We start from the raw sequence: 26,978 nt of genomic DNA, 5'->3' as shown, positions 1-26,978 counted from the left end.
AAATAATACTATTAAATTTACTTGTTTAAATATTCTTGAAATTTTTCAGAAAATTCTCCAATATGATAACCATCCACTAATGCATGATTCACACTAATTGCAACATTCATAATTAACTTCGATTCCGATTCTAACACCTTGCTAAAGGCAATCTTTGGTACCGAATCCAAAACTCCTGAAACCGGTTCTTTTTGTGATGAAAAATGTACCCATGGTAATGCCGAACAATGAATACAATTTAAACCATTTTTGGGAGGATATAAATCTGGTGTTGATTTGATACGCTCCTTTTCGGCTTCCAGGTTCTTAATAAATTCATTTAAATCTTCATTAAAATCAATAAATGAAAACCCATACGTATTATTTGGTCGCATTAATGTTGCTGAAGCATGAATAACATCGTGCTCCACTACTAAATCATTTTCTATTCTATATTTGAAATTTTCAACAGCATTAATCGCTTTCATGCAATCATGAAGGTATTTTCCAAAAAAACTAATATTATTTTCTTTTGAAAACTTATAAGCTTTAGTAACATCAAAAGGAATAGTTAATGAAAAATACGGGTCTTTTAACGCTATAAAGTGCTTATAATGAAGCTTTCTATTCCATGTATTTAAATCAATTACCTTCAATTTATTCTAAAATTTTTAATAAGTCCCTTAAACTATTTATTGTTTTATAGTTCTTACCATTTGTTTCTTGTTCTGTAACTTGTTCATGAACCCAAGTTGTGTGAAATGGTACATGGATGGCATGTGCCTTAATATTTACAAGAGGTAACACATCAGACTTTAAAGAATTTCCAATCATTAAAAATTCAGATGGTTTAATATCCAAATGGTTTAATAATTTAGAATAATTAGCTTCCTTCTTATCACTTAAAACCTCGATATGATGGAAATATTTTGTTAAACCAGATTTTTCTAATTTACGTTCTTGGTCCAATAAATCGCCTTTGGTTGCTAATATAATTCGGTATTTTTGAGATAAGACTTTAAGCACGTCTTCTACGCCATCCAACAATTCAACCGGTTTATTAAGCATGTCTTTGCCTATGTTTAAAATGGCTTCAATGGATTTTGTAGAAATAGAGTAATTGGATTGTTCCAAGGCACTTTCAACCATAGATAAAACGAAGGCTTTTACGCCATAACCATACATTGGCAAATTATCCATTTCCTTTTTAAAAAGTTCCTGATCGATGGTGTTTAACGTTTCATATTCCGATAACAGCTTTCCGAATTCCAATTCAGCTTCACGAAAATAAGTTTCATTAACCCATAGGGTATCATCGGCATCAAACCCTATAACTTTAATATTTTGGTAGTTTACTTCCATATTCTTTTTGCACGTTCTAAATCTTCAGGAGTGTCGATTTCAACTCCTTGAACATCTGTTTCAACCATTTTAATACGTTTACCATATTCTAAGTAACGTAATTGCTCTAGTTTTTCAGAAGCTTCTAAGCTTAACATTGGTAATCGATAAAAATCCAACAATGCTTCTTTCCTAAATGCATAAACCCCCTTGTGTTTAAAATATTTGGCACCAGCATTTTTATCTCTAGGGTATGGAATTGGGCTTCTGGAGAAATACAAAGCGAAATTAAAAGTATCAATTACTACTTTAACAGTATTTGGGTTATTAATTTCATCTTCATCAGTAATATGAACCATTAACGAGGCCAAATCGATATTTTTATCATGGTCGTCTTTAAATACTGCTACCAGTTTTTCTAAAGACCCTTTGTCTGTAAACGGCTCGTCGCCCTGAACATTAATTACAACATCTATATCCATGAATTCGATAGCTTCTGCAATTCGGTCGCTGCCACATTCATGCTCTTTTTTGCTCATTATCACTTTTCCACCGTTTTTTATAATTTCATCATAAATTATAGTACTATCGGTAACAACAAAAACATCATCAAACAGATTGGTATTTACTGTAGCTTCGTAGGTGCGAACAATAACGGATTTACCTCCGAGATCTTGCATTAATTTCCCAGGAAAGCGTGATGCACTATAACGTGCGGGTATCATTGAAATTATTTTCATCTGAATAAAACATTTGATAAATTAAAAAAAAGCTTGTTTTGTTTGGGTATATTAAGCAAGTTTAAAATGGATATTGAGCAGTTCATCTTCTTAAAATTTCTCTGTCAAAAATAATATAAATAAAAGTGGTTTTTTACTTAAGACTACATAAACTTTTTTAAACCCTATTGTTGAAATGAATAAAAATCTTCAGTCTAGCTGTTAATCCATATTGAAAAAACATAGTGTTGTGAAGAACCATTGTACCTCTTTATAACTTTAAGCTATGCTTCAAAAAAATCATCTTTAAAACCAATCAGATATAACTTTTCTTTAGCTCTGGTAACTGCAGTATACAACCAACGTAAATACTCTTTATCTATGCCATTCGGTAAATAAGGCTGTTCTACAAACACTGTATTCCACTGTCCACCTTGGGATTTATGACAGGTTATGGCATATGAGAATTTTACTTGCAAAGCATTAAAATGTTTGTTCTCTTTTACTTTTAAAAACTTTTTGTATTTGCTGGTTTCGTTTTCAAAATCTTTCATTACTTCTTGGTACAAGCGATTTGAATCTTCATAAGTTAAAGACGGTGTTTCAGCTTCAATTGTATCCAATAATAATACGGTTTCTATGGGAGCCATTTTAGGGTAATCAACCATTCGAATTTTAACTTCAGCAAATCGAAAACCGTATAATTCTTGAATCTTAAAAATTTCTAAAACCTCTATGATGTCTCCATTAGCTATAAATCCCGCTTCACTGGTAGGTTTAACCCAAAAATAATTGTTTTTTACAACCATTAAATAATCGCCCGCCGATAATTCACTTTCATTAAATAATATCCGATTACGAATTTGTTGGTTATACAAATTAGCACGCTTGTTACTCCTAACAATAATAGCCGTTTCTTCATTACCTAAACTACTATAAGCATCGTTTATGGCATCCATTATTTCATAACCATCGGTAAGCCTAACAATATCCTTAAACCCTGCTAAATCGAATTTAAATGAATCATTTACATTATTAGAGAGGGCTTCTCTTAAAACCGTTGCATTAACCAAAATACCAGAATCCTGTTCTTGCCTAACAACTTCGTCTAGCTCCATGCGGGTAACCTCTTTATTATAGTTTAGGGCTAACATATTTTCATCTAATGCAGGACTCAAATCTAATTTTACGGGTGGTAATTGCGCTGTATCACCAATTAACAATAGCTTGCATTGGTGTCCGGAATACACATATTGCATTAAATCATCTAGCAAAGACCCGGAATCGACCATTTTACCATCACTTGGAGTATCTGGTATCATTGACGCCTCATCCACAATAAAAATAGTGTTCTTATGTTTGTTAGGTTGCAACACAAATGAAACGCCTCCACCCTTCTCTTTCTTAGGGAAATATATTTTTTTATGTATTGTAAATGCCTCTTTACCAGAGTAATTAGAAATAACTTTAGCTGCTCTACCTGTTGGTGCTAGTAATACAGAACTCTTTTTTGCTTTCCATAAATTAGCAACAATACTACCCACAATTGTAGTTTTACCTGTACCAGCATAACCTTTAAGTACGTATAGTGTGTTTGGAGTATTGCTTATTATGAATTCAGAAAGTTGTTGTAATACAATATTTTGTTTTATGGTAGGTTGAAATGGAAACTGCTGTTTTATAAGGGAATAGAATTGGGAAGCGGTCATTAAGGAAATTAAATTAAAAATTATTCAAAGATAGTAATGATTTTTAGTGTGAATTGATTTTAACGATTAAAAAAAAATTGTAGATTTGCGAAACACCTTTGATAAACTATTAAAATTATAAAACCATTATGTTAAAATTCATTCTTATTGCTGTTGCAGCTATTCTGCTTACAATTGGCTTGGTTAAGCTAATTGATAAATTTATACCTTCAAAATTTAAACCTGTAATAAGTATAGGCCTTTGGGTATTAATTGGTTTTTTAGCATACCAAACCTATATGTCTATTTACACTCCCATTTTATTTAACCAAGAAAGAAATAGACGATATACAAAAGTAATTAAGAATTTAATTGACATAAGAGATTCTCAATTGGCTTATAAACAAGTAAATGGTAAATTTACAGACAATTTTGATTCTTTAGTGAAATTCATTGAAAACGGAAAGTATACTATCATCCAAAGAAGAGATGCTAGCGTTATCGACGAAGAGCTTTCAAGACGTTTTGGAGTAGATACTTATAAAGATATTGTTATTATAGATACACTAGGTTTTGTATCTGTGAAAGATTCATTATTCAAAAAATCGAATCGTTATAAAACAATGATGAATGTTCCTGCTGGAAAAGAAGGTGAGAAATTCCAATTGGAAGCAGGATTCATTAAACAAAATGACATGAATATTCCTGTATTTGAAGCTTCGGTTAAAAAAGAAGTTATTTTATTTGACCAAGATAGAGATATGATAATTCAAGAAAATCAAGTAGTTTCAGTGGATGGTGTTAATGGAGATGCCTTAAAAGTAGGTTCTATGAACGAAGTAAATACCAACGGAAACTGGCCTAAAACTTATGGCTCTGCTGAGTAATAATTATAACAAACTAACTAATCTAGAATTGTCCATTCAAATAAGTTTGAGTGGACTTTCTTTTTGTACTTTACAAAGAGAAACCAATACCATTACGAAGTTAAAGGACATCAGTTTTGATAAAAAGCTTAATCCGCTAGAAGTTTTGGATAAATTAAAAGCCTTATTTGCTTCTGAAAAGGTTACAGAGTATGATTATGGGGCTATTACCATTTTACACGAAAACGACCTTTCTACCTTAGTACCGAAGCCGCTATTTAACGAAGACTGTATTGCTGATTATTTAAAATTTAACTCTAAAATTCTTAAATCCGATTTTATCGCCTTTGATGAAATCTTGATAAATGATAGTGTTAATGTTTATGTACCCTACATAAATATTAATAACTTTATTTACGATCAGTTTGGAGCGTTTACCTTTAAACACACTTCTACCGTACTGGTTGAAGAAATTTTATTAGTTGAAAAAAACACCAGCATACCTAAGGTTTATGTAAATGTAAGCAAAAATCATTTTGAGGTGATTGTTATTGATAATACCAAATTAAGGCTCTATAATACCTTTGAATATCATTCTCCTGAAGATTTTATCTATTATATTCTTTTTACCATAGAACAGCTAAAATTAAATCCGGAAACTTGCCATTTGGTGTTTATTGGAAATATATCCAAAGAAGACACGTTATATAGTATTGCCTATAAATACATAAGGAATATCACTTTTGGTAGTCGAAATGAAACCTATAAGTATCTAGAGGAACCGAAATCCAACCATTCTAATTTTACATTAATAAAAAGTTTATAATGCGTATTGTTTCAGGAATTTATAAAAGTCGAAAGATAATAGCTCCAAAAAATTTACCTGTTCGCCCTACTACCGATATGGCAAAGGAGTCCTTATTCAACATAATAAATAACAACTTTTATTTTGATGAATTAATCGTTTTAGATTTATTTGCGGGTACCGGAAATATAAGTTACGAATTTGCTTCTAGAGGCACTGAAAACATTACGTGTGTTGATCAGGATTACGGATGTATCAAATTTATAAACGAAACGGCCGAAGGATTTAAAATGCCAATTCAAACCATTAAAAGTGATGTGTTTAAATATTTGGAAAAAACAACGCAACAAGCCAATATCATTTTTGCAGATCCTCCATACAATTTCTCTGATGCCGATTTTGCGAAAATCCCAGAATTAGTTTTTCAAAACGATTTGTTGTTGGAAGATGGGCTACTTATTGTTGAACATTCCAAACACACCAATCTATCTCAATTAAAAAATTACAGTTATTCAAAAAGTTATGGTGGCAATGTGTTTAGCTTTTTTGAAAATCCTGAAATCTAAGGTTTTTTTTAAAATTAAACCAAGCATCAAAATTCACATAAAAAACAAAGCTCTTTGACAGTATCAAAGAGCTTGTTTATTTAAGTAGATCTATAAGCCGAATTCTGTACCCTAAAAGAGCCCTTATCATTTATCTGAGTGCCTTGTTACCAATGCACTTTAGCTGCTTACCCTCCAGCATCAAGCGTGCAGCCTTCAAACGCTGGTTTACATAGCATTGCACCATATAGAGTTTACCTGGTTTCACTACAGCATTACCTGTACATACTTTCTGTTGCACTTGTCCTAGCCTCACGACTGGTGGCCATTAACCACTATATTGCACTACGGTGTTCGGACTTTCCTCCCAAGCACGGAGCCTGAGCGATAAGGCGATTTACTTAAACACAAAGGTACAATTAACAAATTCTAAAATCCAATTTCTTTTAAATTAAAAAATATGGAGATGTCACAAAGGAGAACACTTTCCAGTGACATCTTTGAAATCATTAAAACACTTCCAAATTAGTAATTTTTATATCATCTATGATTTTAAACGAAATGTATCAATTTCATTATTAAAAAAATGTTTGCGTAAATTTACACAAAGCTCTATAGCAAGGTTATGGGATATAATCTAAAGGCAGTAGTTCTGAAATTCGTTTTTTAGCCATCTCTCCTTTTAAATTAATGGCTTCCGGCGGATCGTGATGTCCGGAATAATCAATAGTAAATTCACCTTTTGCAAATAGAATGGATTGATTATAGAATTTGTATCTAATTAGAATATCATCAACAAGTATTTTTACCTGTTTCATGTTTTCGTAATTTGAAATACCGAAATATTTATAAGAGGGAACCTGAGTCCATTTATAGTAAATCCTGAAATTATTTTCATCGAGTTTTTCCGAATAAAGCGATCTCATAAAATGCAAAATTGATCCGAGGTAGCTTTTCTTTCTGTTTTTTAAAATTTTCCCTGAAACCACATTATTTAATGGTTCAAAAAAACTATATCCATGGTAATTAACTGCTATAGGAATCGTGGAATCTTTTTTAATAACCCCAAACTTTACCTGAAAATCCCTTAAGTTATATTTTAAATTATACCCTAAATATTTGTTCTCTATAATTAAGGGTTCGTGGGCATTTGCAATCAGAGTGTTTGCAGATGCAATATATCTCAACTTTATTGAGTCTTCATTAATAATTTCACATAAATCTGCATATTTGTGAGTTCCTAAAAATTCTCTTTTAAATAGTTCTAATTTTCTGGCCCTACTCCAAGTATCAGTTTCTAAATAAACAGTTTCTAAAGTTTCCGATTTCTCGGAAAGATAAACGGTAAGCAAATTATCTGAATTTCGAATATGCTGAGGATTAATTAAAACGGTTTCGTAACCAATAGAACTAATTATAAGTGAGGCATTGCTTTTCTCAAATACCATTTTAAAGAAACCTTCTTCATTTGTAGAAGCACCTATACTCGTTCCATCAAAATATATTGATGCACCATAAATGCCTGTTGAATCTTTAGCACTAAACACCTGTCCTCTTAATTGGTTTTGCGAAAAACAAATTTGAAATTGAAAAAAGACTATTACGCTGAATATAAACCAAATTAAGTTTCGACAATTATCTTTATATATTTTCATTTAATTAGGTTTCATAAAAATTGAAAAGCTACAACTATGTTTATGTTTTAGTGAATCAAAATTTCGTTTTTTTTTGATTTATTATCTATCAACAATCTTGCCATCATCTAACTCTATTATGCGTTCTGTTTTATGTGCAAAATCTAAATCGTGTGTTACCACCAACAAGGTTTTATTATAAGTTTCTGTAAGCTCTTTAAAAATATTGAATACGATTTCTGAATTTTTGTTGTCCAAATTTCCGGTAGGTTCATCGCACATAATTATTAAAGGGTCATTTATCATAGCACGAGCAATGGCAACGCGTTGTTTTTCGCCACCAGACAACTGATAAGCCATTTTGTGAGCTAATCCATCAATACCCAAATTCTTCAATAGCTTAAATGCATTATGTTCCAATTCTTCTTCACTTACTTTATTTAATTTATATCCAGGCAACATCACGTTCTTCAAGGCTGTAAATTCATTCAATAAATAATGAAATTGAAAAACAAAACCAATCTGTTCATTTCTTATGTCTGCTAATTCCATATCCGATTTGTTTTTAACATCCACACCATTAATTAAAAGAGTACCTGAAAATTCAGTATCCATAGTAGATAGAATATAAAGCAAAGTAGATTTTCCACTACCCGATTTACCAATGATGGAGGCATAATCCCCGCGTGATAGTTTAAAGGATACATCCTTTAGCACATCCACCTTTACAGGATTATAAAAGGATTTACAGATAGACCGTGCTTCTAAAATGATTTGTTTTTCCATCTACTTACCTCTAATAATGATTACTGGATCTACCATACTTGCTTTTCTTGCAGGAAACCAACCTGCCAAATACGTGGTTCCTATGGCAAATAAAGCTGCTATAATATAATATTGAATGCCATAATCTATGGGATAGGTTGTAACCGTAGGTAAAGAAGTAGTATTAAAGGGAATGGCATCGATTACTAACGATAATAGAAAACCTAAAATTAATCCTGCTAAGGCCCCTGCAATTCCGATACTCAAAGAAATGGTAATAAAAATTTTTTTAACATCGGCACCAGCAAACCCCGTAGCTTTCAAAATAGCAATGGTATCCATCTTTTCATAAATTAACATGTTCAGAATATTGTAAATCCCAAATCCCGATACAATAAGCAAAGTAATACCAACAGCATAGGAAATAATAGAACGCACATTACTTCCTGTTTCAAATTGTGCGTTAGCAGTTTGTATGTCTTCCGCATCTACTTTAAAATAGGTTCTATACTCTTCGGCCATTGCAGGAGCTTGTTTTATATCTTTCAATTTTATTTGAATATCGCTTATATAATTACTGTTTTCTCCAAGTATTTTTTGGGTTGTTGCCAAACTTGCAAAACTTTGTACCTTATCTATTTCAGCTATTCCCGATTGGAAAAAACCAACTATTTTGAGGTTAAATTGTTCTCCCTCGGTGGAAGTAACGGTAATAATATCACCAAGCTTTGCACGCATGATATCTGCAGCCCCGCTACCTAGAATAATACTATTTGAAACAATTTTAAGATCTTGTGCATTACCTCCAACAACATAATCACTAAAAGAAAATAATTTAGACTCCTTTTCTGTATCTACGCCATTTATGATGCCATTCAAGTCAATATTACCAAGATTATAAAATACCTGGGTAGTTATCTTTGGAGCCACTCCTAACACCCGTTGGTCTTTGTTCAATGTGTTTATAATCTGTTGTACATTGTATAATTCTTTACGTGTATTGGTTGGTTTAACCGAACTTATGAAATTATGATGGTTTTTGAAATCCTTACTAATATCTATAGGTTGTATTTTAGATGGTAGAATGTCATTATAAAGTCGGATGTGAGGCGTTCTATTTAAAACTAGCCCATCTAACAACTGATTTAAACCTTCCATAAAACCAAGCAAAGCAATAAATAAACCGATACTAAACATAACACCAACAGCGGCCACAAGGGTTTGTCGCCATCTTGCCCGCATCAGGGCTCCAGATATTTCTGTTATGTGCTTAACTTTCATTATTCGGGTAATTCTAGAAGAGTAGTTTTGGTAATACCGCTTATTATTTCAACTAAATCATCATCCATTAAGCCTGTTGCTACTTTTTGAAACTTTCCACCTTTCAGTCTTACAGTAGAATCGTTTACCAAATAATTTCTTGGAATGGTTAAGGCATCTGCTTTTGTATTAATTAAAATATTGGCTTCTACAGTGAGGTTTGGAAAAAGTTCTTTAGGTTTCTTAGTGAATTCGGCTTCTGCTTGAAAAGAACGTGTTCTTAGGTTCATTAGCCTATCAATAGCTACAATTTTGGCTTCAAATACCTGAGATTTATAACTATCCATTCTAATGAATACCTGCTGACCTGATTTAATTTTTACAATATCAAATTCGTCTATATCCAATTCTATAATAAAATCACTTGTGCCTATTACCACTGCAGGTTCCGAGCCATTTATAAGCTCCCCTTTTTCTTTGTTAATGCTGTAAACAACACCATCTACCTCACTTCTTATAATTAAATCGTCTTCCAATATCTTAGCTATTTCTAAATTATTTTTACTTTGATCTGATACCAGTTTTAATTCGCGTTTCAAATTCTCATAATTAGTATGCGCCATGGATAAGGCCATTTTTGAATTCTCAAAATTTAACGCTCTTTGCTCAAAATCAACCTTACTACCAATACTCTGACTCCAAAGCCTTTTTTGCCTTTGAAACAATAAAGAATCATTTGTAAACTTCTTATAAGCAAGCGTAATGGCTTTTTGCGCATCCTTTATTTTTGATAAATTAGCAGCATAATCGGAGGCTGTTGAAGCTAATCTTGCATTTTCTGTAGCCAGCTTTAGGTTTTTATTGTCTAATTTTAATATAGGATCACCTTTTTTCACCTGCATGCCTTCTATTACAAAAAGTTCTTCAATAACACCATTCATTTTTCCTAATACATTGTATTGTCCTTTACTTTTAATGATACCCGAGGCATAAACACTTTCTGAAACATTCCTTACTTCCGGCGTTATATAATTTTTTTCACCGTTACATGAACAGCTGATAAACAGCATTATAGATAAGAAGCTAAGAGTGTATGGATTCATCGATCACAGTTTTAGTTTCATAAACCTAACAATCAATGGGTTAAAAGCTTCTTATTTTAAATTAGGAAGTCTAATTGTTATGACATGAAATTAATTATATTACTCAGTTTTTGAAGTCAATCTAATTTAGGTATTTTTTCGCACGAAGTCAAGAAAAATGCTGTTTAATAAATGTAAAACCTAAGCTCTTTGGTAGCCAACATTTAAAGACTTAACCCGTTTGTTTTTTTTATAAAAACAGCTTTTGACTGTTATAAAACTTAAAACAAAAATTTTATAACATAATTGAAAACTAAGAGATTATCTTCCTTCTTCATGATTTTATATCCATTTACTGTCATTTATGGTAAGTTTTATAAACTAATTCAAGTCTCTTAACCCTACTAACTGTAAAGTTGTATTAAATAATTTCGTAAATACTAATAGATGCATATCTTTGCGCTAACATTTATAATTTAAACCACTTAAATATGAAAAAACCAACGATCGGGTTTATTGGACTCGGCCTTATGGGCGCTAATATGGTTGAAAACTTACAAAAAAGAGGTTATCAGCTAACAGTAATGGACCTTAATAAAGATGCTGTTGATACTGTTATCGCTCGCGGTAATGCTACTGCTGCAGCAACACCAAAAGAATTAGCTGAGAAAAGTGACATCGTAATGCTTTGTCTAACCACCTCTGCTGTTGTAGAAAAGGTAGTTTATGGCGACGAAGGTATCTTGGCCGGTATAAAAGAAGGTGCTGTTTTAATTGATTTCGGAACATCAATTCCTGCATCTACCCGTAAAATTGGTAAAGATCTTGCTGAAAAAGGTGCTGGAATGATTGATGCACCTCTAGGACGTACACCTGCACATGCAAAAGACGGATTGCTTAATATTATGGCTGCTGGAGATAAAGCTACATTCGAAAAAGTAAAACCAGTTTTAGATGAGCAAGGTGAAAACGTATTCTATTTGGGTGCGCTTGGAGCTGGCCATACTACAAAACTAATTAACAATTTCATGGGAATGACTACGGTATGTGCTATGTCTCAAGCCTTTGCAGTTGCAAAACTAGCTGGTGTAGACGGACAACAATTGTTTGACATTATGTCTGCCGGTCCATCGAATTCACCATTCATGAAATTCTGTAAAAACTACGCTGTAGATAATGTAAGCGATTTAGGATTCTCTATTGCCAATGCTAATAAAGATTTAGGTTACTTCGTTCAAATGATGAAAGATCTTGGATCTGTATCTCAAATAGCTGAAGCAACTTCTGCTAACCTACAAGCTGCTATGGCTGCTGATATGGGTAACGGAAATGTTCCTGAAATTTTTGATTATTTCACGGCTCTTAAAAAATAATTTCAGAAATTATTTTAATAAAATAAAAAAAGACATCTTACATTATTCTAAATGTGGTGTCTTTTTTCTTTTTAGGTAGTAGTATTATAATAAGTTTTACAACTTTTTTACTTTCATTTTACTAATAGCTAATTTAACAACATTTGCAACGGAATTCTTCTGAATATTCTTTCTTTTACAATAATCACTTTCAAGCCAATTTACCAAAAGCTTTGCTCCTTTACTTGCATTACACGATAAACAGCAAAGTGCAATATTTTCAACATTGTTTATTCTAATATCATTAATTATATGTTCCCAAGTTGGTTTATCCTTTCTTGAACTATTATTAATATCGAACTTTACTCCACAATAAATACATTCAGTATCTCTTTGTTTTACTAAAATTTCCACTTCTTTCGGAATCCCCCATTTATTTGACATAAAAATTTTAATAATTTATTAGTCCTCAAAAAAATCATTATCCAATACTTTTGCTTCATAAACCCTTTTAACTTGAATACCTACGTTGAACTGATACATTAAATCAACAAGTTTCAATCCGTCAATTAAAATAATAGAATGGTGAGCTTCATGTGCTTTTTTAATGGCTCCAACATCGAATGTGGATGTTGTAACAAACACGCCTTTTTGCGTATCTCCGCTCATGGCTCCTATAAAATTTCTAATATCCTTTTCTCGTACTTTATTTTCATCATATCGTTTTGCTTGTATATATATTTTATCCAAACCCAATTTATCTTCGTTTATAATCCCGTCGATACCTCCATCTCCAGTTTTTGATGTTTCAATAAAATCCCCATACCCCATTCTTTTAAGAAGAATTAAAATAACCCTTTCAAAGTAAAAAGGGTCAATAGATTTTAATTTTTCAAGAAGTTCGTCTTTTATTTGTACTTCAATCAAATTAAACCCCTCATCAATAAGATCCTGAGGTGATGCATTTTCAATTTTTGAAAGTGTAGTTTCGCTTTTCTGGTTTTCTTCATTATAAAACTCCAAAAAGTTCTCGGAACTTTCAACTTGTTTTAAAGTGAGTTTAGTGGAACAATGCTGTTTTCCTTTTTCTGTAATTTGAACAAACCCACGTTTAGGAAACTCAATATATCCTCCTTTTTTAAGGTAAGATTTACCCCAGGCAATTCTGTTTATTATTAAAGTATCTCCACTTTTTGTAGTTTCTTCAAGCTGTTCTTTAGATAAATTGGAATAAAATTGCTTAATAACCTTCCTATACAATTCTCTTGCTTGTAATACATCTCCATTTTCAAGCACCTTCAAAATAGGAATAAATGTTTCGTGAAATTTTGGAATTTCCATTTAAAATGATATTTAAGTATATAATAATTTCATTATGAAATATGAATTCTAAATCACATATCAGCACCAAACTAATTACGCTATTTTTTCTTACGAATACAACGGTAAATTCACATTCTTTCAAACTATTTTTTGTTAATAACTAATTCATATTTCCCCTATCCTAATTCCTAAATTAAAATTGAATTTTTAACTTTGTTACTTTAAGAAATTCAATGGAACACTTTGTAGTATCGGCTAGAAAATACCGTCCTCAAACGTTTAAAGACGTTGTGGGTCAGCAGGCTATTACAAATACCTTACTTAACGCCATTGAAAATAATCATTTAGCACAAGCCTTACTTTTTACTGGTCCTCGTGGTGTTGGGAAAACAACCTGCGCCCGTATTTTGGCTAAAATGATTAACAGTGATGGTAAAGCAACGGGCGAAGAAGATTTTGCTTTTAACATTTTTGAGCTCGATGCAGCGTCAAACAACTCGGTTGATGACATTAGAAGCTTAACCGACCAAGTACGAATACCACCACAAGTTGGAAAGTACAAAGTATATATTATTGATGAGGTGCACATGCTTTCTCAAGCTGCATTTAATGCCTTTTTAAAAACCTTAGAAGAGCCACCAAAACATTGTATTTTTATTCTTGCAACTACTGAAAAGCACAAAATTATTCCTACTATTTTATCGCGTTGCCAGATTTTTGACTTCAAACGTATTACGGTTCGTGATGCTAAGGAATATTTAAAATATATTGCCGAAGAACAAAATATTACTGCCGATGATGATGCTTTGCACATTATAGCACAAAAAGCTGATGGCGCTATGCGTGATGCGTTATCTATTTTTGATCGTGTAGTTAGTTTTTCAGGTAAGGATTTAACAAGACAAGCTGTAACCGAGAATTTGAATGTTCTGGATTACGAAACTTATTTTGAAAGTACCGACCTTATTCTAGAAAATAAAATACCTGAATTATTACTTCAATTTAATAATACCCTTTCCAAAGGTTTTGATGGGCAGCATTATATTGCTGGATTGGCATCTCATTTTAGAGATTTGCTTGTTAGTAAAACGCCTGAAACTATAGAACTCCTTGAAGTGGGCGACGAAACTAAAAAGAAGTATTTAGAACAGTCTCAGAAGTCCTCGCAAGACTTCTTAATACAAGGTATAAATATCGCTAACGATTGCGATTTAAAATATAAGAGCAGTAAAAATCAACGCTTACTAATTGAACTTTGCCTTATGCAGCTTGCCTCTATCACTTTTGATGGAGAAAAAAAAAATTCTAGGAACTTCATAATACCTGCATCCTTTTTTAAAAAGAAAGGCATAAAACCAATTACCGTTTCCATTCCTAAAAAAGATGAAGCCAAAGTTGAGCCCGTTCAACAGAAACCTTCTGAAGTACAAAAAACTCCTGTAACTGAAAATACTACTTCGAATTTTAAAAATAATGATACGCCAAAAATTGAATTAAAATCCAACCTAAAACGTACTTCAGGATTATCTTTAAAAAGTATAAAAGTAAAGAAAGACCATGAAATTAATAAAATAGACGTTGTTGTTGATGAGCAAAATTTGCCAAAAGAACCATTTACGGAGGCTGAATTAATTAAAACATGGAATGAGTATATAGATATATTGGTAAATGAAGGCAAACATAATTTAGCATCTATTTTATCTATTGATACACCGAAAGTAAAAGGAACAGTTATCAATTTGGAGTATCCAAATGCAACGAACAAGGTTGAATTAGAACGCAATCAATACGATCTAATGCTGTACATTAGGAAAAATTTGAACAATTTTGATATTAGTTTATCCATTACCATCAATGAAGAAATGGAAAAACAATACGCATACACAACGCTTGAAAAGTTTGAAAAATTGAAAGAGAAAAACCCAAGCATCGACATTTTAAGAAAGACATTCGATTTAGATATATAATCTTCTGCCATCTAAAATACCATTCATTACATAATTAATTATTTTTTCCTAATTTAGGAATATATAAATCCTAACTATTGCAATAATACAGGAACATATTTTATTTAAAAAGCAGAAACAAAATAACAATAATCATGCTAGGACTTAAATTACCAACCGACCCAAGATGGGTAAACATTGTTGAGAAAAATATTGAAGAAATACTTACGGATCATGCCTTTTGTGAACAAAAAGCAACCAGTACAGCCATTTCTCTTATTGTAAGTTTCCCGGAATACACAGAATTGGTACAAGAAATGGTGGCTTTAGTAAAAGAAGAAATTAGCCATTTTAAAATGGTACACGATATTATTTTAAAACGCGGTTGGACACTTGGCAGAGATCGGCGAGACGATTATGTAATTGAGTTAGTTAAATTTTTTCCTAAAGGAGGTAGCAGAACCACGCAATTAGTACATCGGTTACTTTATGCCGCATTAATTGAAGCCAGAAGTTGTGAACGTTTTCGGTTACTTTCAGAAGAATTAGAAGATAAAGAATTAGCTACTTTTTACAGAAATTTAATGGTAAGTGAAGCCAACCATTACACCATGTTTTTAGGTTTTGCTAGAAAATATGGTGAAAAAAAAGAAGTTGACGCCAAATGGCAACAACTTCTGGAATATGAGAGTAAGATAATAGCAAACTTAGGCACTTCTGAAGCCATTCATGGTTAGAATTTATACCCAACACCAATTTGAATGTTGGTGTTTTTAGCTTCATATGGCAAATAGTCGTCAAACACATTGGTCATACCGTAAGTATATCGTAAATCGGCAAAAAGCATGTGTGTTAATTTGAAATCTATTCCGGCAATTCCAGAATAGGCCATGTTTTTTGCATCATCATCTACTTTATTTATCTTTAATCCTACTTGCGGACCAAGACCAAAACGTAATTTTTCGCTTAAACGAAATTTAAAAATAATAGGAGCTTGAATATAATCTAGGTGCAGCGTTTCTTCGTTAGCACCTTCAGCACCAAATTGAAGTTCTGGTACTATCGCTAAGGTTTTTGATAGGCGAACATCGCCAAAAAAACCTATATAAAAACTGTTTCTGTGTTGATTATCAGTAGGTGCGGTACCTTCAAAATCTAAATTTGAAATACTGTAACCTCCTCTTACACCATACTTTACCTCTTGAGAGAATCCTATAGAAGCAAAACTAAGTAGCAAAACTAGTAATAAATTTTTCATAAGTTATATAGGTTTGGGTTTTTAAATTTTTAGAAAATCTAATTCTTACGAATATAAATTATAAAACAGTTATACTACAATTTAAAAAGGTGAAGTGCAGAATTTTACTGTGTATTGCTTGAAACCGTTTGAAAATAGATACTTTTTATTATACCATCTGCCAATCCAATTTTTGGAACATAAATATTTTTAGCCCCACTCCATTTCATTGAAGATAAATAAATGCGCATCGCTGGGATAATAACGTCTGCCCTATCCTGATTTAGATCCAGTTCAGTAATACGTTCTTCATATGAATAACTTTGAAGCAAGTTGTAATAAGTCGTTAAATAAAAATAAGTTAAAGGTTTCCCGAGTGCTTTATTAGATATTTTGAATATTTTATTAATGTTTCCACCCGACCCTAACACAGATATTTTATCGTATTCTTTAGTATTTGCTTTAATCCATTGTTCCAATTCGGCCCAAGCTTCTTTTGAAACCATATCGTTTAACAAACGTACGGTTCCTATTTTAAAAGATCTTGAAGCTATTTGTTTACCTTCGTGAATAATAGTAAACTCGGTACTACCACCACCCACATCTACATACAAGTAGGTTTTACTAGCATCTATAAATGAATTTAAATCGGTTGCAGCAATAATGGCAGCTTCTTCTTCTCCTTCAATAATATCAATACTTATTTCGGAATTCTTCAAAATTAAATCAACTACTTGCTTTCCATTAGTAGATTCGCGCATGGCCGAAGTTGCACAGGCTTTATATTTAACCACTTTATGCGATTTCATCAATAATTTAAAAGCCAACATGGTATCAAGTAAGCGCTGCGTATTTTCTTTGGAAATTTTATTATTAACAAAAACATCGGCTCCCAAACGAATAGGCACACGCACTAAGGAGTTTTTTTTAAATTGAACGGGTTTCCCTTTTTGTTCTATAATGTTAGAAATAAGCAACCTTACGGCATTGGAACCTATATCAATTGCAGCATATTTTTTTATTGAAAGCATACTAATCTTGTAGTTTTTTTAAGTAATAATTGTAAGTAGCAAATTGCGAACGTACGGGTTCTTCATCATTAACTTTATATTCATTTTGCTGAGCGGCATTTAAGATACGTGCTTTAACATTATCGCTCCAACAAATATTAAAGTTTTCCATAATTTCTTGTTTTATATCTTCATCGTAAATTGGGCAACTCACTTCTACTCTATTCTCTATATTTCTGGTCATCCAATCGGCGGACGAAATATATACTTTAGGATCGCCATCATTACCAAAAATATAAATTCTAGTATGTTCTAAAAACTTATCTACGATGCTAATAACTTCTATATTTTCACTCATCCCTTTAATGCCAGGAATTAAACAACAAATGCCTCTTACAATCATTTGTATTTTCACCCCTGCATTACTTGCTTCATATAACTTATCCACCATATTATAGCTGGAAATACTATTCATTTTTAAGCGAATTAAACCTTCCTTACCATTTTTAACATTATCAATTTCTTTGTCAATTAATTTGAAAATTGCCTTTTTTGTGTAATGAGGCGAAGTAATTAAATGTTTATATCTGAATATTTTGTAATTGGTTTCAAAGAAATTAAATATTTTTGAAACATCTTTTAAAATACGCTGATCTGCTGTAAACAAAGTATAATCGGTATATATTTTAGCGGTAGATTCGTTAAAATTTCCGGTACTTATAAAACCATAACGTTTTAATTTTTTACCTTCTTCACGTTCTATAACACACATTTTACTGTGTACTTTTAACCCTTTTACACCAAATACCAAATTAACGCCTTCTTCTTCCATTTGATGTGCATAAGCAATATTAGCTTGTTCATCAAACCTTGCTTGAAGTTCGATAGAAACCGTAACCGATTTCCCGTTTATTGCCGCATTTATTAAAGAACTAGCAATGTGTGAAATTTGCGCTAACCGATAAATAGTAATCTTTAAAGTTTTTACTTGCGGATCTAATGCTGCCTCTCTTAAAAACTTAACGATATAAGAAAAAGTTTGGTAAGGGGCATGCAGCAAATAATCTTTCCCATCTATAGCCTTAAATATACTAGTTTCTAAGCTTAACCCTTTAATTGGTAAAGGTTCAATTTTATCATAAAGTAAATCGGTTCGCCCTAAACTAGGAAAACTCATATAATCACGTCTGTTATGATACCTTCCACCTGGAATGATACTATCGGTATTATCAATACCCATTTTAGTTAATAAAAACTCCAAGGTATCGGCCTCAATTGTTTTATCATAAACGAAACGAACGGGATCGCTAATTTGACGGTGTTTTACACTATCGGATATTTTTTCAATAAAACTTTTGCTTAAATCACTTTCAAAATCCAACTCGGCATCGCGGGTTATTTTAATCATGTGAGCTGAAATACTTTTATAATCGAAAATATTAAAAATATAACCCAAACAATGACGCAATAAATCATCTATCATGATGATATAACTTTTATTACCTTGTTTTGGTAATTCTACAAAACGGTTAATCGTTTTTGGTATTTCAATAAGTGCAAATTGTTTTTTATCATCGTGCATTACCATTTTAACGGTTAAGTATGCTGCACTGTCTTTTAAGTTTGGAAGTACTACTAAATCGTTTAAAATGATTGTAACCAATGCCGGACTTACCTTCCGAATGAAATATTTCTTTAAGAAGTCGTGTTGCGAACTATCAATTTGGTTTTCATCAATAACATAAATATCTTCGGCCTCCAACATTTTGTGAATACCATCTAAAACCTCCAAACTTTCTGTTTGTTGTTTTATAACTATCTGCGTTATTATTTCTAATAATTCATCAGATTTTATACCACCCAACTCACTTTTACCTCCTTTACCAGCATCAACAATACGTTTTACGGTGGCATATCTAACTTTAAAAAATTCATCTAAATTATTAGAAAAAATACCCAAAAAACGTAATCTTTCAATTAAAGGTACACGGTCATCCGATGCTTCTTGCAGAACTCTGGCATTAAATTGTAACCAACTTATTTCTCTGTTTATATAGCTATTGTTGTGAATTTCTTGTTTAATCATACTTGCAGTTATGTAACGCGCTTTTCTACAAATATATTCTATTTAGCATAAATAATAGACGAAAGATTGATTGATAACGAAACCTTTTACTTAAAAATAACATACACTATTTAGTATGTATTTGGTTAAAGCAAACAACAACTACTTTAAATCTCTTGGAAATAAGGTACTTACTGTTTTTCCTTTGTTTAAATCTTGCCAATTGTCAATATCAAATTCAATTATTGTAACACCACATGTAGGTACATTATCAATGGATTTATTACCAAATGTGTTTACAAACGATGTTATAGCGTGATTATGACCGAATACCATTAAGTTGTTTACCGAATTCTTACAGTTTTGAATAACCTGAATAAGATTAGTTCCTGCAAAATCATATAAATCATGACTAAATTCAATACGTATTTTTTCCCAATTTAAGTTTGAAATAAAAATAGTTGCTGTTGAAGTGGTTCTTACAGCATCGCTGCATAATATTAAATCTACTTCTAAATTTGAAGCTTTTAACTCCTTTGATACTGTATTTGCGTCGGATACACCGCGTTCATTTAAAGGTCTTTCATGGTCTATCACATTATGTTCCCATGAGGATTTTGCGTGTCTTACTAAAATTAATTTTTTCATATTACTCGATGAAATGTAAATATTATCGTTAAAACGTTGTGTATGTGGGTGAAATTGGTTTTATTTGTTTTTTAAATTAATGAAAAATGAAAAAAAATTAATCAAAATTTACATAAAAAGCCATTAATCAATTAATTACATTTTTAAATAATCGATAAACGCACACCTATATACGCTGAAACGACAATTAAATTAATTGAAAAATTGCCTTTTATCGTCAATTTAAAAACTTAAATATTTAGTTTCTAATTAATAATTAAAATTATGACCCCAAATCTAATTAATTATCCATTAGCATTATTAAAAATGCACTTCCCTCAAACCATTTTATTTGCAGTAAACACTCGTGTTTTAAAAACATGAATTTGTTATAACGCTATATAAAATTTTATTGAATTTAATTTTCGCGAGGCGAAAGCACGTATAATCACGCTATTATAAAATATCGTTATGGATAAAAATTACCCGCTATTGCAACAACGCAAGATGTATTTATCACTTAATAATGTTGCTGACTTGTTTTTTTTAAAATCGAAAAAAAACAGATTTCAATTATCTAACTATCTAACTATAGCGTTAATAGCGTTTTTATATTTAGGTTTTAATGATATCCATGCCCAAACCATTTCCCTTAAAACTAGCAAAGAACTATATGTGGATAAAGACTGGGATAATTCTCCTCCTGGCAATTTAGGGCCACACGCCACGTACATTGCTTACGAATTTTGTAATAATACAGGAAGTGTAACAGCCAATTTAACAGCAACTGTAACCGTTTCCGGCACAGGATATAGTTTAGCTGGTGGACAAGCTGCCACTCAAACCATTGGTAATTTAGGTGTTGGAAAATGTGTGACCCTCTACTGGTTTGTAGGCTATCCGCATTTAATCAATCAAAACGCCACCGTTTCTGTAAGTTTAGTAGAAAATGGTTCCTCCATAATCGGAACAGTTTCCGATGTTATAACAACAAAAGAGGCTTCTCCAGATTCTAAAGCAGGACTATTAAATACTAAAACACTTTCTTCGGATAACGGAATTGGGCAAGTCACAAATTTTGATGTTGAATACGTTTTTGGAGATGTAAAAGAAGAAGAAAAAATTACCTTTCAGCCCGCTGGAAATATAGACTTTGAAGCAGGTTGTTTTCAACTTATTGGAACCGAAATTTTAACCTCTGTTTACGCTTGTATTCCTGTAGGCTCAAAAAACAGATTAAACTACACAATAACTGAAGACTGTGACAGAAGTGGTTCAAATAACAAAATAAAGGTTCGTTATTATTTCTTAAACAAATGTATAGGAGCTACTTCGGCCATACAACCATATTCAGGAAGACATAAAGAGGATGGTAAATATGAATATTCTAAAAATTTTGATACCAATCAGGATGCAAATGGTAACCCTTTACCCACTATTGTTTTTGCTGAAACTCAAAACCATTTTACGGTTACAAAAACAGCATTACCTGCAAATATTACATCGCTTCCAGCCCAGGTAACCTATACCGTTTCGATTACCAATAATTCTGAAACTTCAGCAAATATTGATGGTATTGACGATTTATTAAGTTTACCCCTATCATTTAACGCAATACATGGTTCAAGTGAAATAAACACTGGAAACGCCACCAGTTTGCCAACATTAGGTGCTACGGGGCATTTACGTTTTATAGGAGGTTCTTCAGCAACCTCTTACCCATTTAAAGAATTCGCTTTTGAACCAAATCAAACTATAAACTTAGTTTACACCGTTAATCTAGCTAAAAACACACCCAACGCAGTGTATTCAAATATAACGAAAATATTTGTTGGTGAATATGAATCGGAAGGTGTTAACGTAGATATTACCGTGTCTGATGGTGAACCTGTAGCCGTAAATGACACTTGTGGTACGAATGAAGATACTGCAACTACCACCACCAATGTACTATTAAATGATACAGTTATAGATTATGCAACGATAACCAATTATACAACCACAAGTACAAAAGGAGGTACGGTACTCTATAATAACGATGGTACTTTTAAATATACGCCGTTAGCTAATTTTAATGGTACAGATACTTTTACCTATACCCTTTGTGATGACGACAGTACTCCTAATTGTTCAACAGCCACAGTAACCATTACGGTAAGCCCTGTAAATGATTTGCCAATATCGGTAAATGATACAGCTGCCAATATTTTAGAAGATAGCGGTTTAATAAACATTAAGGTATTAGTCAATGATTCATTTGGAGGAGATGGACCGAGCACTGGTTCAATAATTGTAACACCAATAGCTTCAACAATAGGTACAGCGGTATTACAAAATAATGACACACCAAATAATCCTACAGACGATTCCATAGACTTTACACCTGCACTAAATTACCATGGCCCGGTTTCTATAAACTATACTATTTATGATTTAGATGGCGATGCATCATCTGCTACAGTAACTTTTAATGTAACAAGCGTTAACGATTTACCTGTGGCAAAAGCAGATATTGAATCGATGTTCGAAAATACAACTTTAAATAAAAATGTGTTTGGAAATGACACTTTAAGTGGTGATGGTGGTAACATTTTTGCACTAGTCTCTGGTGTTAGTAATGGGACGTTGACCTTTAATAATGATGGAACCTATTCCTATTCACCAAACTTAAATTACAACGGAAATGATTCATTTCAATACAAAATCACAGATGTAGATGGCGACACTTCCACAACAACTGTTTCGATAACAATTACAGATTCTGGAAACCCAATTGCTAAACCAGATACCTATAACACCCCTGAAGACACCAACTTTATAACAGGGAACGTACTTTCCAACGACGAAGTTTTAGATGGTGCAACAATTACAAATTTTGATGCAACCACAACCAAAGGCGGAACAGTTTCTTATAATGGAAATGGTACATTTAACTATGCTCCCGCTCTAAACTTTTATGGAACTGATACATTCACCTATTCCTTATGTGATAAAGATGTACCAACACCGAGTTGTTCAACTGCTACAGTAACAATAAATGTAGCTTCAGTTAATGATGCTCCAACCGCTGTTAACGATTCTAAAACCGGAAATGAAGACACTATTATCACATTAAATGTAACCACGAATGACTCTGATTTAGATGGTAGCATTAATGTAGCTACTGTAGATTTAAATACTTCTTTAGCAGGAATTCAAAACACCATAACTATTTCAGGGAAAGGTACTTTTACTGTAAACCCCTCAGGTTTAGTAACTTTTACACCGGTAGCGAATTATTATGGTGTGGTAACTACTAATTATAATGTTCAAGATAATAACGGTGCCACTTCAAATAATGCCACCATTACCATTACGGTAACATCTGTGAATGATGTACCTGTGGCTGCAAATGACACAAATTCAACAAACGAAGACACTTCCAAGACTGGAAATGTAGCAACAAATGATACACCAAGCGGAGATGGCGGCAATGTCTGGAGTTTGGTTGGTTCGAATGGTGGTGCTTCAAATGGCACTGTAACCATGACAACTGCTGGAAATTACACTTACACACCTAATTTAAGCTTTAGTGGTATTGATTCATTTACATATCAAATTAAAGATGTGGACGGTGATATTACAACAGCTACAGTTACAATGACTGTAATAGACAGAGGAAACCCCGTAGCTGTTAATGATTTGGTTGAAGTTACAGAAAACAAAACTATCACTACTCAAAATGTCTTAACAAACGATAGCATGATTGATGGCGCTACCTTTTCTAGTTTTGAATATACTGGTGGTAATGGTGCAACAATATCCTATAACAACAATGGTACTTTTACTTATACACCTTCATCTAATTTTTACGGAATAGATACTTTTACATATACTATTTGCGATAACGACCCAACACCAAGTTGTTCAACAACCACGGTTTTAGTAACTGTGTTGATAGATTCTGATGACGACGGTTTAGCCGATATTCATGATTTTGATGATGATAATGATGGCATACTAGATACAGTTGAAAGTGCCATCGACTGTGATTTCTATCCTACATTATCTTTCGTTAACCCAGTACTAATTTCTGGAACTACTCGCCAAGTTGGGGCCGTTTATAGGTTTTCAAACGTAACCGTATCGGGAAACACAAATCTAGACTGTTTTGTTACTATTGCATCTTCAACAGGAACAGGAAATGTAGTAGATAATTTTGATGTTACTTCAACCGACCCCGTGGTTAATGCTAGATTTCAACCCATTTTAAGAGCTAATGTAGCTCAGGTAAATTTCAATTTTAAATTTGTTGTTTCAGGCACTACAACTCCTTTCAATATTCCGCAGTTTTATGCTACTGGAATTGATATTGATGGAAATGAAACTCAAGAGTACGATATTGTAGGAAGTAATAATTATGCTGTTGATAGTCCAACAAACATAATCATCACCTCAACTACTTCAAGCACTAAATTCAAAGGTCCATCGGCTTCTTACGTTTCTGGTGCTAATGGAATTGATGATTCTGTTACCATTGTTATGGCAACTGTAAAATATCAGGAGAGATCCGAAATGAATTTGAATATTGGCTCAAGTCCAACAGCCACCAATGCAAGACAATTTGCTATAAGCTTTGACCCATGTTTCTATTTTATTTATAAAAATTCAACTAAAGTATCTGAAGATTTATTTTATAGTGATTTAGACACAGATGGTGATGGCATCCCTAATAGGTTAGATTTAGACAGTGATAATGATGGTTGTAGCGATGCACTTGAAGCCGGTTCAACAACAGATACCACTGTTAATTACAAATTCCCAACATCACCAGTAGGAACTGATGGGGTTCCGGACGCCGTTCAAGTAAATAATGGTTCTAACAGTAGATTAGTGGACTATACCGTTATCAAAACCATACCAACAGGAAAATTTGACTTTTTAGATGCTAGCGTTAATGTGGGTTGTAAAGCAGATTTAAGTGTCACTAAAACCGTAAATAATACCTCGCCTGAAATTGGAGATACAGTATTATTTAGCATTGTTCTTCACAACGCTGGGCCGTATAGTACAGATGGCATTAAAGTAAAAGATATTTTACCTACTTCCCTAACTTATAATTCAAGTAATTCTGTAATTCCTGCAGGAACTACCTTTGATAATGCAACTGGTATTTGGGACTTAAGTGGCTATACTATGGAGGTTAACAGTTCTATTGAATTAAAAATAGCTGCCACGGTGCTTTCTACATGTAGTTTAGTCACAAATACTGCTGAAATAATAACTAGTGAAAAAACAGACCCTGATTCTACACCAAACAACAATGTATCAACAGAAGATGATTATAGTGAAGCATCATTAACCGTGGTAGACACTACACCTCCAGCTTTTAACAGCCCTTTACCTGCTGATGTAACTGTTGAATGCAGCGCTATACCTGTTGCTCCAACGTTAACGGCAACCGACAATTGTGGTTCCGCTACCGTTAATTTAAACACTACTTCTACTAAAACAAATAATGGAAGTTGTAATGATTCTTCATACACCATAACACGAACTTGGACCGCAACTGATTGCTGTGGAATTAATACTATAACTCATACCCAAACTATCACTGTACAAGATACAACAGCACCTATTATAAGTGCAGCACCTGCCGATGCGAGTTACCAATGTTTAGCTGAAGTACCTGCTGCAGGTAATTTAACTGCTACCGATAATTGCACAAGTGAATTTAGTGTGGCTGGTGTAGACAATATTAACAATGATAATCCTAACGAAACCATTATAACACGTACTTGGACAGCAAGTGATTTATGTAATAATACAAGCTCGGTATCGCAAAAAATCACTATTCGGGACACTATTAACCCAACCATTGTTTGTCCTGACAATATAACAGTTAATGTAGATGGGGATGCATGTGGTACAGATGCTTCTAATGTAATTCTAGGTACTCCTATTTATAACGATAATTGTTCGGTTGCAACCATAGATAACGATGCGCCTTCGTCATTCCCTATTGGAAACACAACCGTAACCTGGACTGTAAGAGATGCCGCTGGAAATACTGCAACTTGTGAACAAACAGTAACGGTTGTTGATAACATTAAACCTGTTATTACGGAATGTCCTGCTACAGTTTCTGTTACTGTAGATGCTGATGCTTGTGAAGTCCTAGCTTCTAATGTTACTTTAGGAACGCCAACTTTTACCGATAACTGTCCAAATACAACTATTACTAATGATGCTCCTACCTCATTCCCAATAGGTGATACTACAGTAACATGGACCGTAACGGATGCCGCTGGAAATGAAGCAACTTGTATACAAACTGTTACTGTAACTGATAACATTAAACCTGTTATTACGGAATGTCCTGCTACAGTTTCTGTTTCTGTAGATGCTGATGCCTGTGAAGTCCTAGCTTCTAATGTTACTTTAGGAACGCCAACTTTTACTGATAACTGCCCAAATACAACTATTACTAACGACGCTCCTACCTCATTTCCAATAGGTGATACTACAGTAACATGGACTGTAACTGATGCCGCTGGAAATACTGCAACTTGTGAACAAACAGTAACGGTTGTGGATAACATTAAACCTATTATTACGGAATGTCCTGCTACAGTATCTATTCCTGTAGATGCTGATGCTTGTGAAGTCCTAGCTTCTAATGTTACTTTAGGAACGCCAACTTTTACTGATAACTGCCCAAATACAACTATTACTAACGACGCTCCTACCTCATT

General features: G+C 32.8%; 21 protein-coding genes and 1 other RNA gene. 7 read left to right on the top strand and 15 right to left on the bottom strand.

The window, feature by feature from the left end; translation table 11 throughout:
* Nucleotides 1-17: 17 nt before the first annotated feature.
* From ABYI63_RS07565 to ABYI63_RS07550, 4 genes are all read right to left on the bottom strand, one after another.
* The gene (locus tag ABYI63_RS07565; RefSeq protein WP_372755092.1) at nucleotides 18-635 is read right to left on the bottom strand and encodes a CatA-like O-acetyltransferase; all 618 of its coding nucleotides are present in this window, start codon (nucleotides 633-635) and stop codon (nucleotides 18-20) included.
* Between the two features lies 1 nt (nucleotide 636).
* On the bottom strand, nucleotides 637-1,341 hold the full coding sequence (locus ABYI63_RS07560; protein ID WP_372755090.1) for an HAD family hydrolase: 705 nt from the start codon (nucleotides 1,339-1,341) through the stop codon (nucleotides 637-639).
* Nucleotides 1,332-2,060, bottom strand: a complete 729-nt coding sequence (gene kdsB, locus ABYI63_RS07555) for a 3-deoxy-manno-octulosonate cytidylyltransferase (RefSeq protein ID WP_372755088.1) — start codon at nucleotides 2,058-2,060, stop codon at nucleotides 1,332-1,334. Before kdsB ends, ABYI63_RS07560 begins: the two co-directional genes overlap by 10 nt.
* 263 nt (nucleotides 2,061-2,323) lie before the next feature.
* Nucleotides 2,324-3,748 carry an ATP-dependent RecD-like DNA helicase gene (locus tag ABYI63_RS07550; protein ID WP_372755086.1) on the bottom strand — a complete coding sequence of 475 codons (1,425 nt, stop codon included), beginning with the start codon at nucleotides 3,746-3,748 and terminating at the stop codon, nucleotides 2,324-2,326.
* A 128-nt stretch (nucleotides 3,749-3,876) separates the two neighbouring features.
* Here ABYI63_RS07550 and ABYI63_RS07545 point away from each other — a divergent pair, with 128 nt between their 5' ends.
* From ABYI63_RS07545 to rsmD, 3 genes are read left to right on the top strand one after another with little or no spacing between them, the layout of a single operon-like run.
* Complete coding sequence (locus tag ABYI63_RS07545; protein WP_372755084.1) at nucleotides 3,877-4,614, top strand: hypothetical protein; 738 nt, start codon at nucleotides 3,877-3,879, stop codon at nucleotides 4,612-4,614.
* Nucleotides 4,598-5,419, top strand: a complete 822-nt coding sequence (locus ABYI63_RS07540; RefSeq protein WP_372755082.1) for a DUF3822 family protein — start codon at nucleotides 4,598-4,600, stop codon at nucleotides 5,417-5,419. The genes ABYI63_RS07545 and ABYI63_RS07540 overlap by 17 nt, the downstream gene beginning before the upstream one ends.
* Entirely contained in the window at nucleotides 5,419-5,964 is a 546-nt protein-coding gene (gene rsmD, locus ABYI63_RS07535) for a 16S rRNA (guanine(966)-N(2))-methyltransferase RsmD (RefSeq protein WP_372755080.1), read from the top strand. Before ABYI63_RS07540 ends, rsmD begins: the two co-directional genes overlap by 1 nt.
* Nucleotides 5,965-6,041: 77 nt before the next feature.
* Here the strand turns inward: rsmD and rnpB are convergent.
* The 5 genes from rnpB to ABYI63_RS07510 all read right to left on the bottom strand — a co-directional run bounded on the left by rnpB (nucleotide 6,042) and on the right by ABYI63_RS07510 (nucleotide 10,705).
* Nucleotides 6,042-6,347, bottom strand: an RNA gene (gene rnpB, locus ABYI63_RS07530) — RNase P RNA component class A.
* 219 nt (nucleotides 6,348-6,566) lie between these two features.
* Complete coding sequence (locus tag ABYI63_RS07525) at nucleotides 6,567-7,598, bottom strand: carboxypeptidase-like regulatory domain-containing protein (RefSeq protein WP_372755078.1); 1,032 nt, start codon at nucleotides 7,596-7,598, stop codon at nucleotides 6,567-6,569.
* A gap of 81 nt (nucleotides 7,599-7,679) precedes the next feature.
* On the bottom strand, nucleotides 7,680-8,363 hold the full coding sequence (locus tag ABYI63_RS07520) for an ABC transporter ATP-binding protein (RefSeq protein WP_372755076.1): 684 nt from the start codon (nucleotides 8,361-8,363) through the stop codon (nucleotides 7,680-7,682).
* Nucleotides 8,364-9,623: an ABC transporter permease gene (locus tag ABYI63_RS07515; protein ID WP_372755074.1), complete on the bottom strand. Its 1,260-nt coding sequence runs from the start codon at nucleotides 9,621-9,623 to the stop codon at nucleotides 8,364-8,366.
* Nucleotides 9,623-10,705 (bottom strand): efflux RND transporter periplasmic adaptor subunit, encoded by a 1,083-nt coding sequence (locus ABYI63_RS07510; RefSeq protein ID WP_372755072.1) that lies wholly within the window; start codon nucleotides 10,703-10,705, stop codon nucleotides 9,623-9,625. Before ABYI63_RS07510 ends, ABYI63_RS07515 begins: the two co-directional genes overlap by 1 nt.
* Nucleotides 10,706-11,175: 470 nt before the next feature.
* Between ABYI63_RS07510 and ABYI63_RS07505 the strand changes: the two genes are divergently transcribed.
* Nucleotides 11,176-12,057 carry an NAD(P)-dependent oxidoreductase gene (locus ABYI63_RS07505; protein WP_372755070.1) on the top strand — a complete coding sequence of 294 codons (882 nt, stop codon included), beginning with the start codon at nucleotides 11,176-11,178 and terminating at the stop codon, nucleotides 12,055-12,057.
* Between the two features lie 96 nt (nucleotides 12,058-12,153).
* Here ABYI63_RS07505 and ABYI63_RS07500 read toward each other — a convergent pair whose 3' ends face one another.
* Both ABYI63_RS07500 and ABYI63_RS07495 read right to left on the bottom strand, forming a co-directional pair.
* Nucleotides 12,154-12,480 carry an HNH endonuclease gene (locus ABYI63_RS07500; RefSeq protein WP_372755068.1) on the bottom strand — a complete coding sequence of 109 codons (327 nt, stop codon included), beginning with the start codon at nucleotides 12,478-12,480 and terminating at the stop codon, nucleotides 12,154-12,156.
* A gap of 18 nt (nucleotides 12,481-12,498) precedes the next feature.
* Complete coding sequence (locus ABYI63_RS07495) at nucleotides 12,499-13,377, bottom strand: restriction endonuclease (RefSeq protein WP_372755066.1); 879 nt, start codon at nucleotides 13,375-13,377, stop codon at nucleotides 12,499-12,501.
* A 215-nt stretch (nucleotides 13,378-13,592) separates the two neighbouring features.
* Between ABYI63_RS07495 and dnaX the strand changes: the two genes are divergently transcribed.
* Nucleotides 13,593-15,326 carry a DNA polymerase III subunit gamma/tau gene (gene dnaX / locus ABYI63_RS07490; protein ID WP_372755064.1) on the top strand — a complete coding sequence of 578 codons (1,734 nt, stop codon included), beginning with the start codon at nucleotides 13,593-13,595 and terminating at the stop codon, nucleotides 15,324-15,326.
* 134 nt (nucleotides 15,327-15,460) lie between these two features.
* On the top strand, nucleotides 15,461-16,042 hold the full coding sequence (locus tag ABYI63_RS07485; protein WP_372755062.1) for a tRNA-(ms[2]io[6]A)-hydroxylase: 582 nt from the start codon (nucleotides 15,461-15,463) through the stop codon (nucleotides 16,040-16,042).
* Here the strand turns inward: ABYI63_RS07485 and ABYI63_RS07480 are convergent.
* The 4 genes from ABYI63_RS07480 to ABYI63_RS07465 all read right to left on the bottom strand — a co-directional run bounded on the left by ABYI63_RS07480 (nucleotide 16,039) and on the right by ABYI63_RS07465 (nucleotide 20,265).
* A complete protein-coding gene (locus tag ABYI63_RS07480; protein ID WP_372755060.1) occupies nucleotides 16,039-16,563 on the bottom strand; it encodes a porin family protein in 525 nt (174 codons plus the stop codon). The genes ABYI63_RS07485 and ABYI63_RS07480 overlap by 4 nt on opposite strands.
* A gap of 104 nt (nucleotides 16,564-16,667) precedes the next feature.
* The gene (locus tag ABYI63_RS07475; RefSeq protein WP_372755058.1) at nucleotides 16,668-17,573 is read right to left on the bottom strand and encodes a Ppx/GppA phosphatase family protein; all 906 of its coding nucleotides are present in this window, start codon (nucleotides 17,571-17,573) and stop codon (nucleotides 16,668-16,670) included.
* Nucleotide 17,574: 1 nt separating this feature from the next.
* Nucleotides 17,575-19,638, bottom strand: a complete 2,064-nt coding sequence (gene ppk1 / locus ABYI63_RS07470; RefSeq protein WP_372755056.1) for a polyphosphate kinase 1 — start codon at nucleotides 19,636-19,638, stop codon at nucleotides 17,575-17,577.
* 141 nt (nucleotides 19,639-19,779) lie between these two features.
* Nucleotides 19,780-20,265, bottom strand: a complete 486-nt coding sequence (locus ABYI63_RS07465; RefSeq protein ID WP_372755054.1) for a histidine phosphatase family protein — start codon at nucleotides 20,263-20,265, stop codon at nucleotides 19,780-19,782.
* 450 nt (nucleotides 20,266-20,715) lie between these two features.
* Here ABYI63_RS07465 and ABYI63_RS07460 point away from each other — a divergent pair.
* Nucleotides 20,716-26,978, top strand: a 6,263-nt coding sequence (locus tag ABYI63_RS07460; protein ID WP_372755052.1) for a tandem-95 repeat protein, incomplete at its 3' end; no start/stop codon positions are given.

It is taken from the genome of Mariniflexile sp., from assembly GCF_041583155.1.
Lineage (GTDB): Bacteria > Bacteroidota > Bacteroidia > Flavobacteriales > Flavobacteriaceae > Mariniflexile.
This window is presented reverse-complemented; position numbering and strand designations above follow the sequence as displayed.

Excerpts from the sequence above, each read along its gene's own strand:
- ABYI63_RS07495 (WP_372755066.1), bottom strand. The coding sequence starts at position 13,377 with ATGGAAATTCCAAAATTTCACGAAACATTTATTCCTATTTTGAAGGTG.
- dnaX (WP_372755064.1), top strand. The coding sequence starts at position 13,593 with ATGGAACACTTTGTAGTATCGGCTAGAAAATACCGTCCTCAAACGTTT.
- ABYI63_RS07505 (WP_372755070.1), top strand. The coding sequence starts at position 11,176 with ATGAAAAAACCAACGATCGGGTTTATTGGACTCGGCCTTATGGGCGCT.
- ABYI63_RS07540 (WP_372755082.1), top strand. The coding sequence starts at position 4,598 with ATGGCTCTGCTGAGTAATAATTATAACAAACTAACTAATCTAGAATTG.
- ABYI63_RS07515 (WP_372755074.1), bottom strand. The coding sequence starts at position 9,623 with ATGAAAGTTAAGCACATAACAGAAATATCTGGAGCCCTGATGCGGGCA.
- ABYI63_RS07560 (WP_372755090.1), bottom strand. The coding sequence starts at position 1,341 with ATGGAAGTAAACTACCAAAATATTAAAGTTATAGGGTTTGATGCCGAT.
- ABYI63_RS07480 (WP_372755060.1), bottom strand. The coding sequence starts at position 16,563 with ATGAAAAATTTATTACTAGTTTTGCTACTTAGTTTTGCTTCTATAGGA.
- ABYI63_RS07465 (WP_372755054.1), bottom strand. The coding sequence starts at position 20,265 with ATGAAAAAATTAATTTTAGTAAGACACGCAAAATCCTCATGGGAACAT.
- ABYI63_RS07550 (WP_372755086.1), bottom strand. The coding sequence starts at position 3,748 with ATGACCGCTTCCCAATTCTATTCCCTTATAAAACAGCAGTTTCCATTT.
- ABYI63_RS07510 (WP_372755072.1), bottom strand. The coding sequence starts at position 10,705 with ATGAATCCATACACTCTTAGCTTCTTATCTATAATGCTGTTTATCAGC.
- ABYI63_RS07475 (WP_372755058.1), bottom strand. The coding sequence starts at position 17,573 with ATGCTTTCAATAAAAAAATATGCTGCAATTGATATAGGTTCCAATGCC.
- rsmD (WP_372755080.1), top strand. The coding sequence starts at position 5,419 with ATGCGTATTGTTTCAGGAATTTATAAAAGTCGAAAGATAATAGCTCCA.
- ABYI63_RS07520 (WP_372755076.1), bottom strand. The coding sequence starts at position 8,363 with ATGGAAAAACAAATCATTTTAGAAGCACGGTCTATCTGTAAATCCTTT.
- ABYI63_RS07525 (WP_372755078.1), bottom strand. The coding sequence starts at position 7,598 with ATGAAAATATATAAAGATAATTGTCGAAACTTAATTTGGTTTATATTC.
- ABYI63_RS07485 (WP_372755062.1), top strand. The coding sequence starts at position 15,461 with ATGCTAGGACTTAAATTACCAACCGACCCAAGATGGGTAAACATTGTT.
- ppk1 (WP_372755056.1), bottom strand. The coding sequence starts at position 19,638 with ATGATTAAACAAGAAATTCACAACAATAGCTATATAAACAGAGAAATA.
- kdsB (WP_372755088.1), bottom strand. The coding sequence starts at position 2,060 with ATGAAAATAATTTCAATGATACCCGCACGTTATAGTGCATCACGCTTT.
- ABYI63_RS07500 (WP_372755068.1), bottom strand. The coding sequence starts at position 12,480 with ATGTCAAATAAATGGGGGATTCCGAAAGAAGTGGAAATTTTAGTAAAA.
- ABYI63_RS07545 (WP_372755084.1), top strand. The coding sequence starts at position 3,877 with ATGTTAAAATTCATTCTTATTGCTGTTGCAGCTATTCTGCTTACAATT.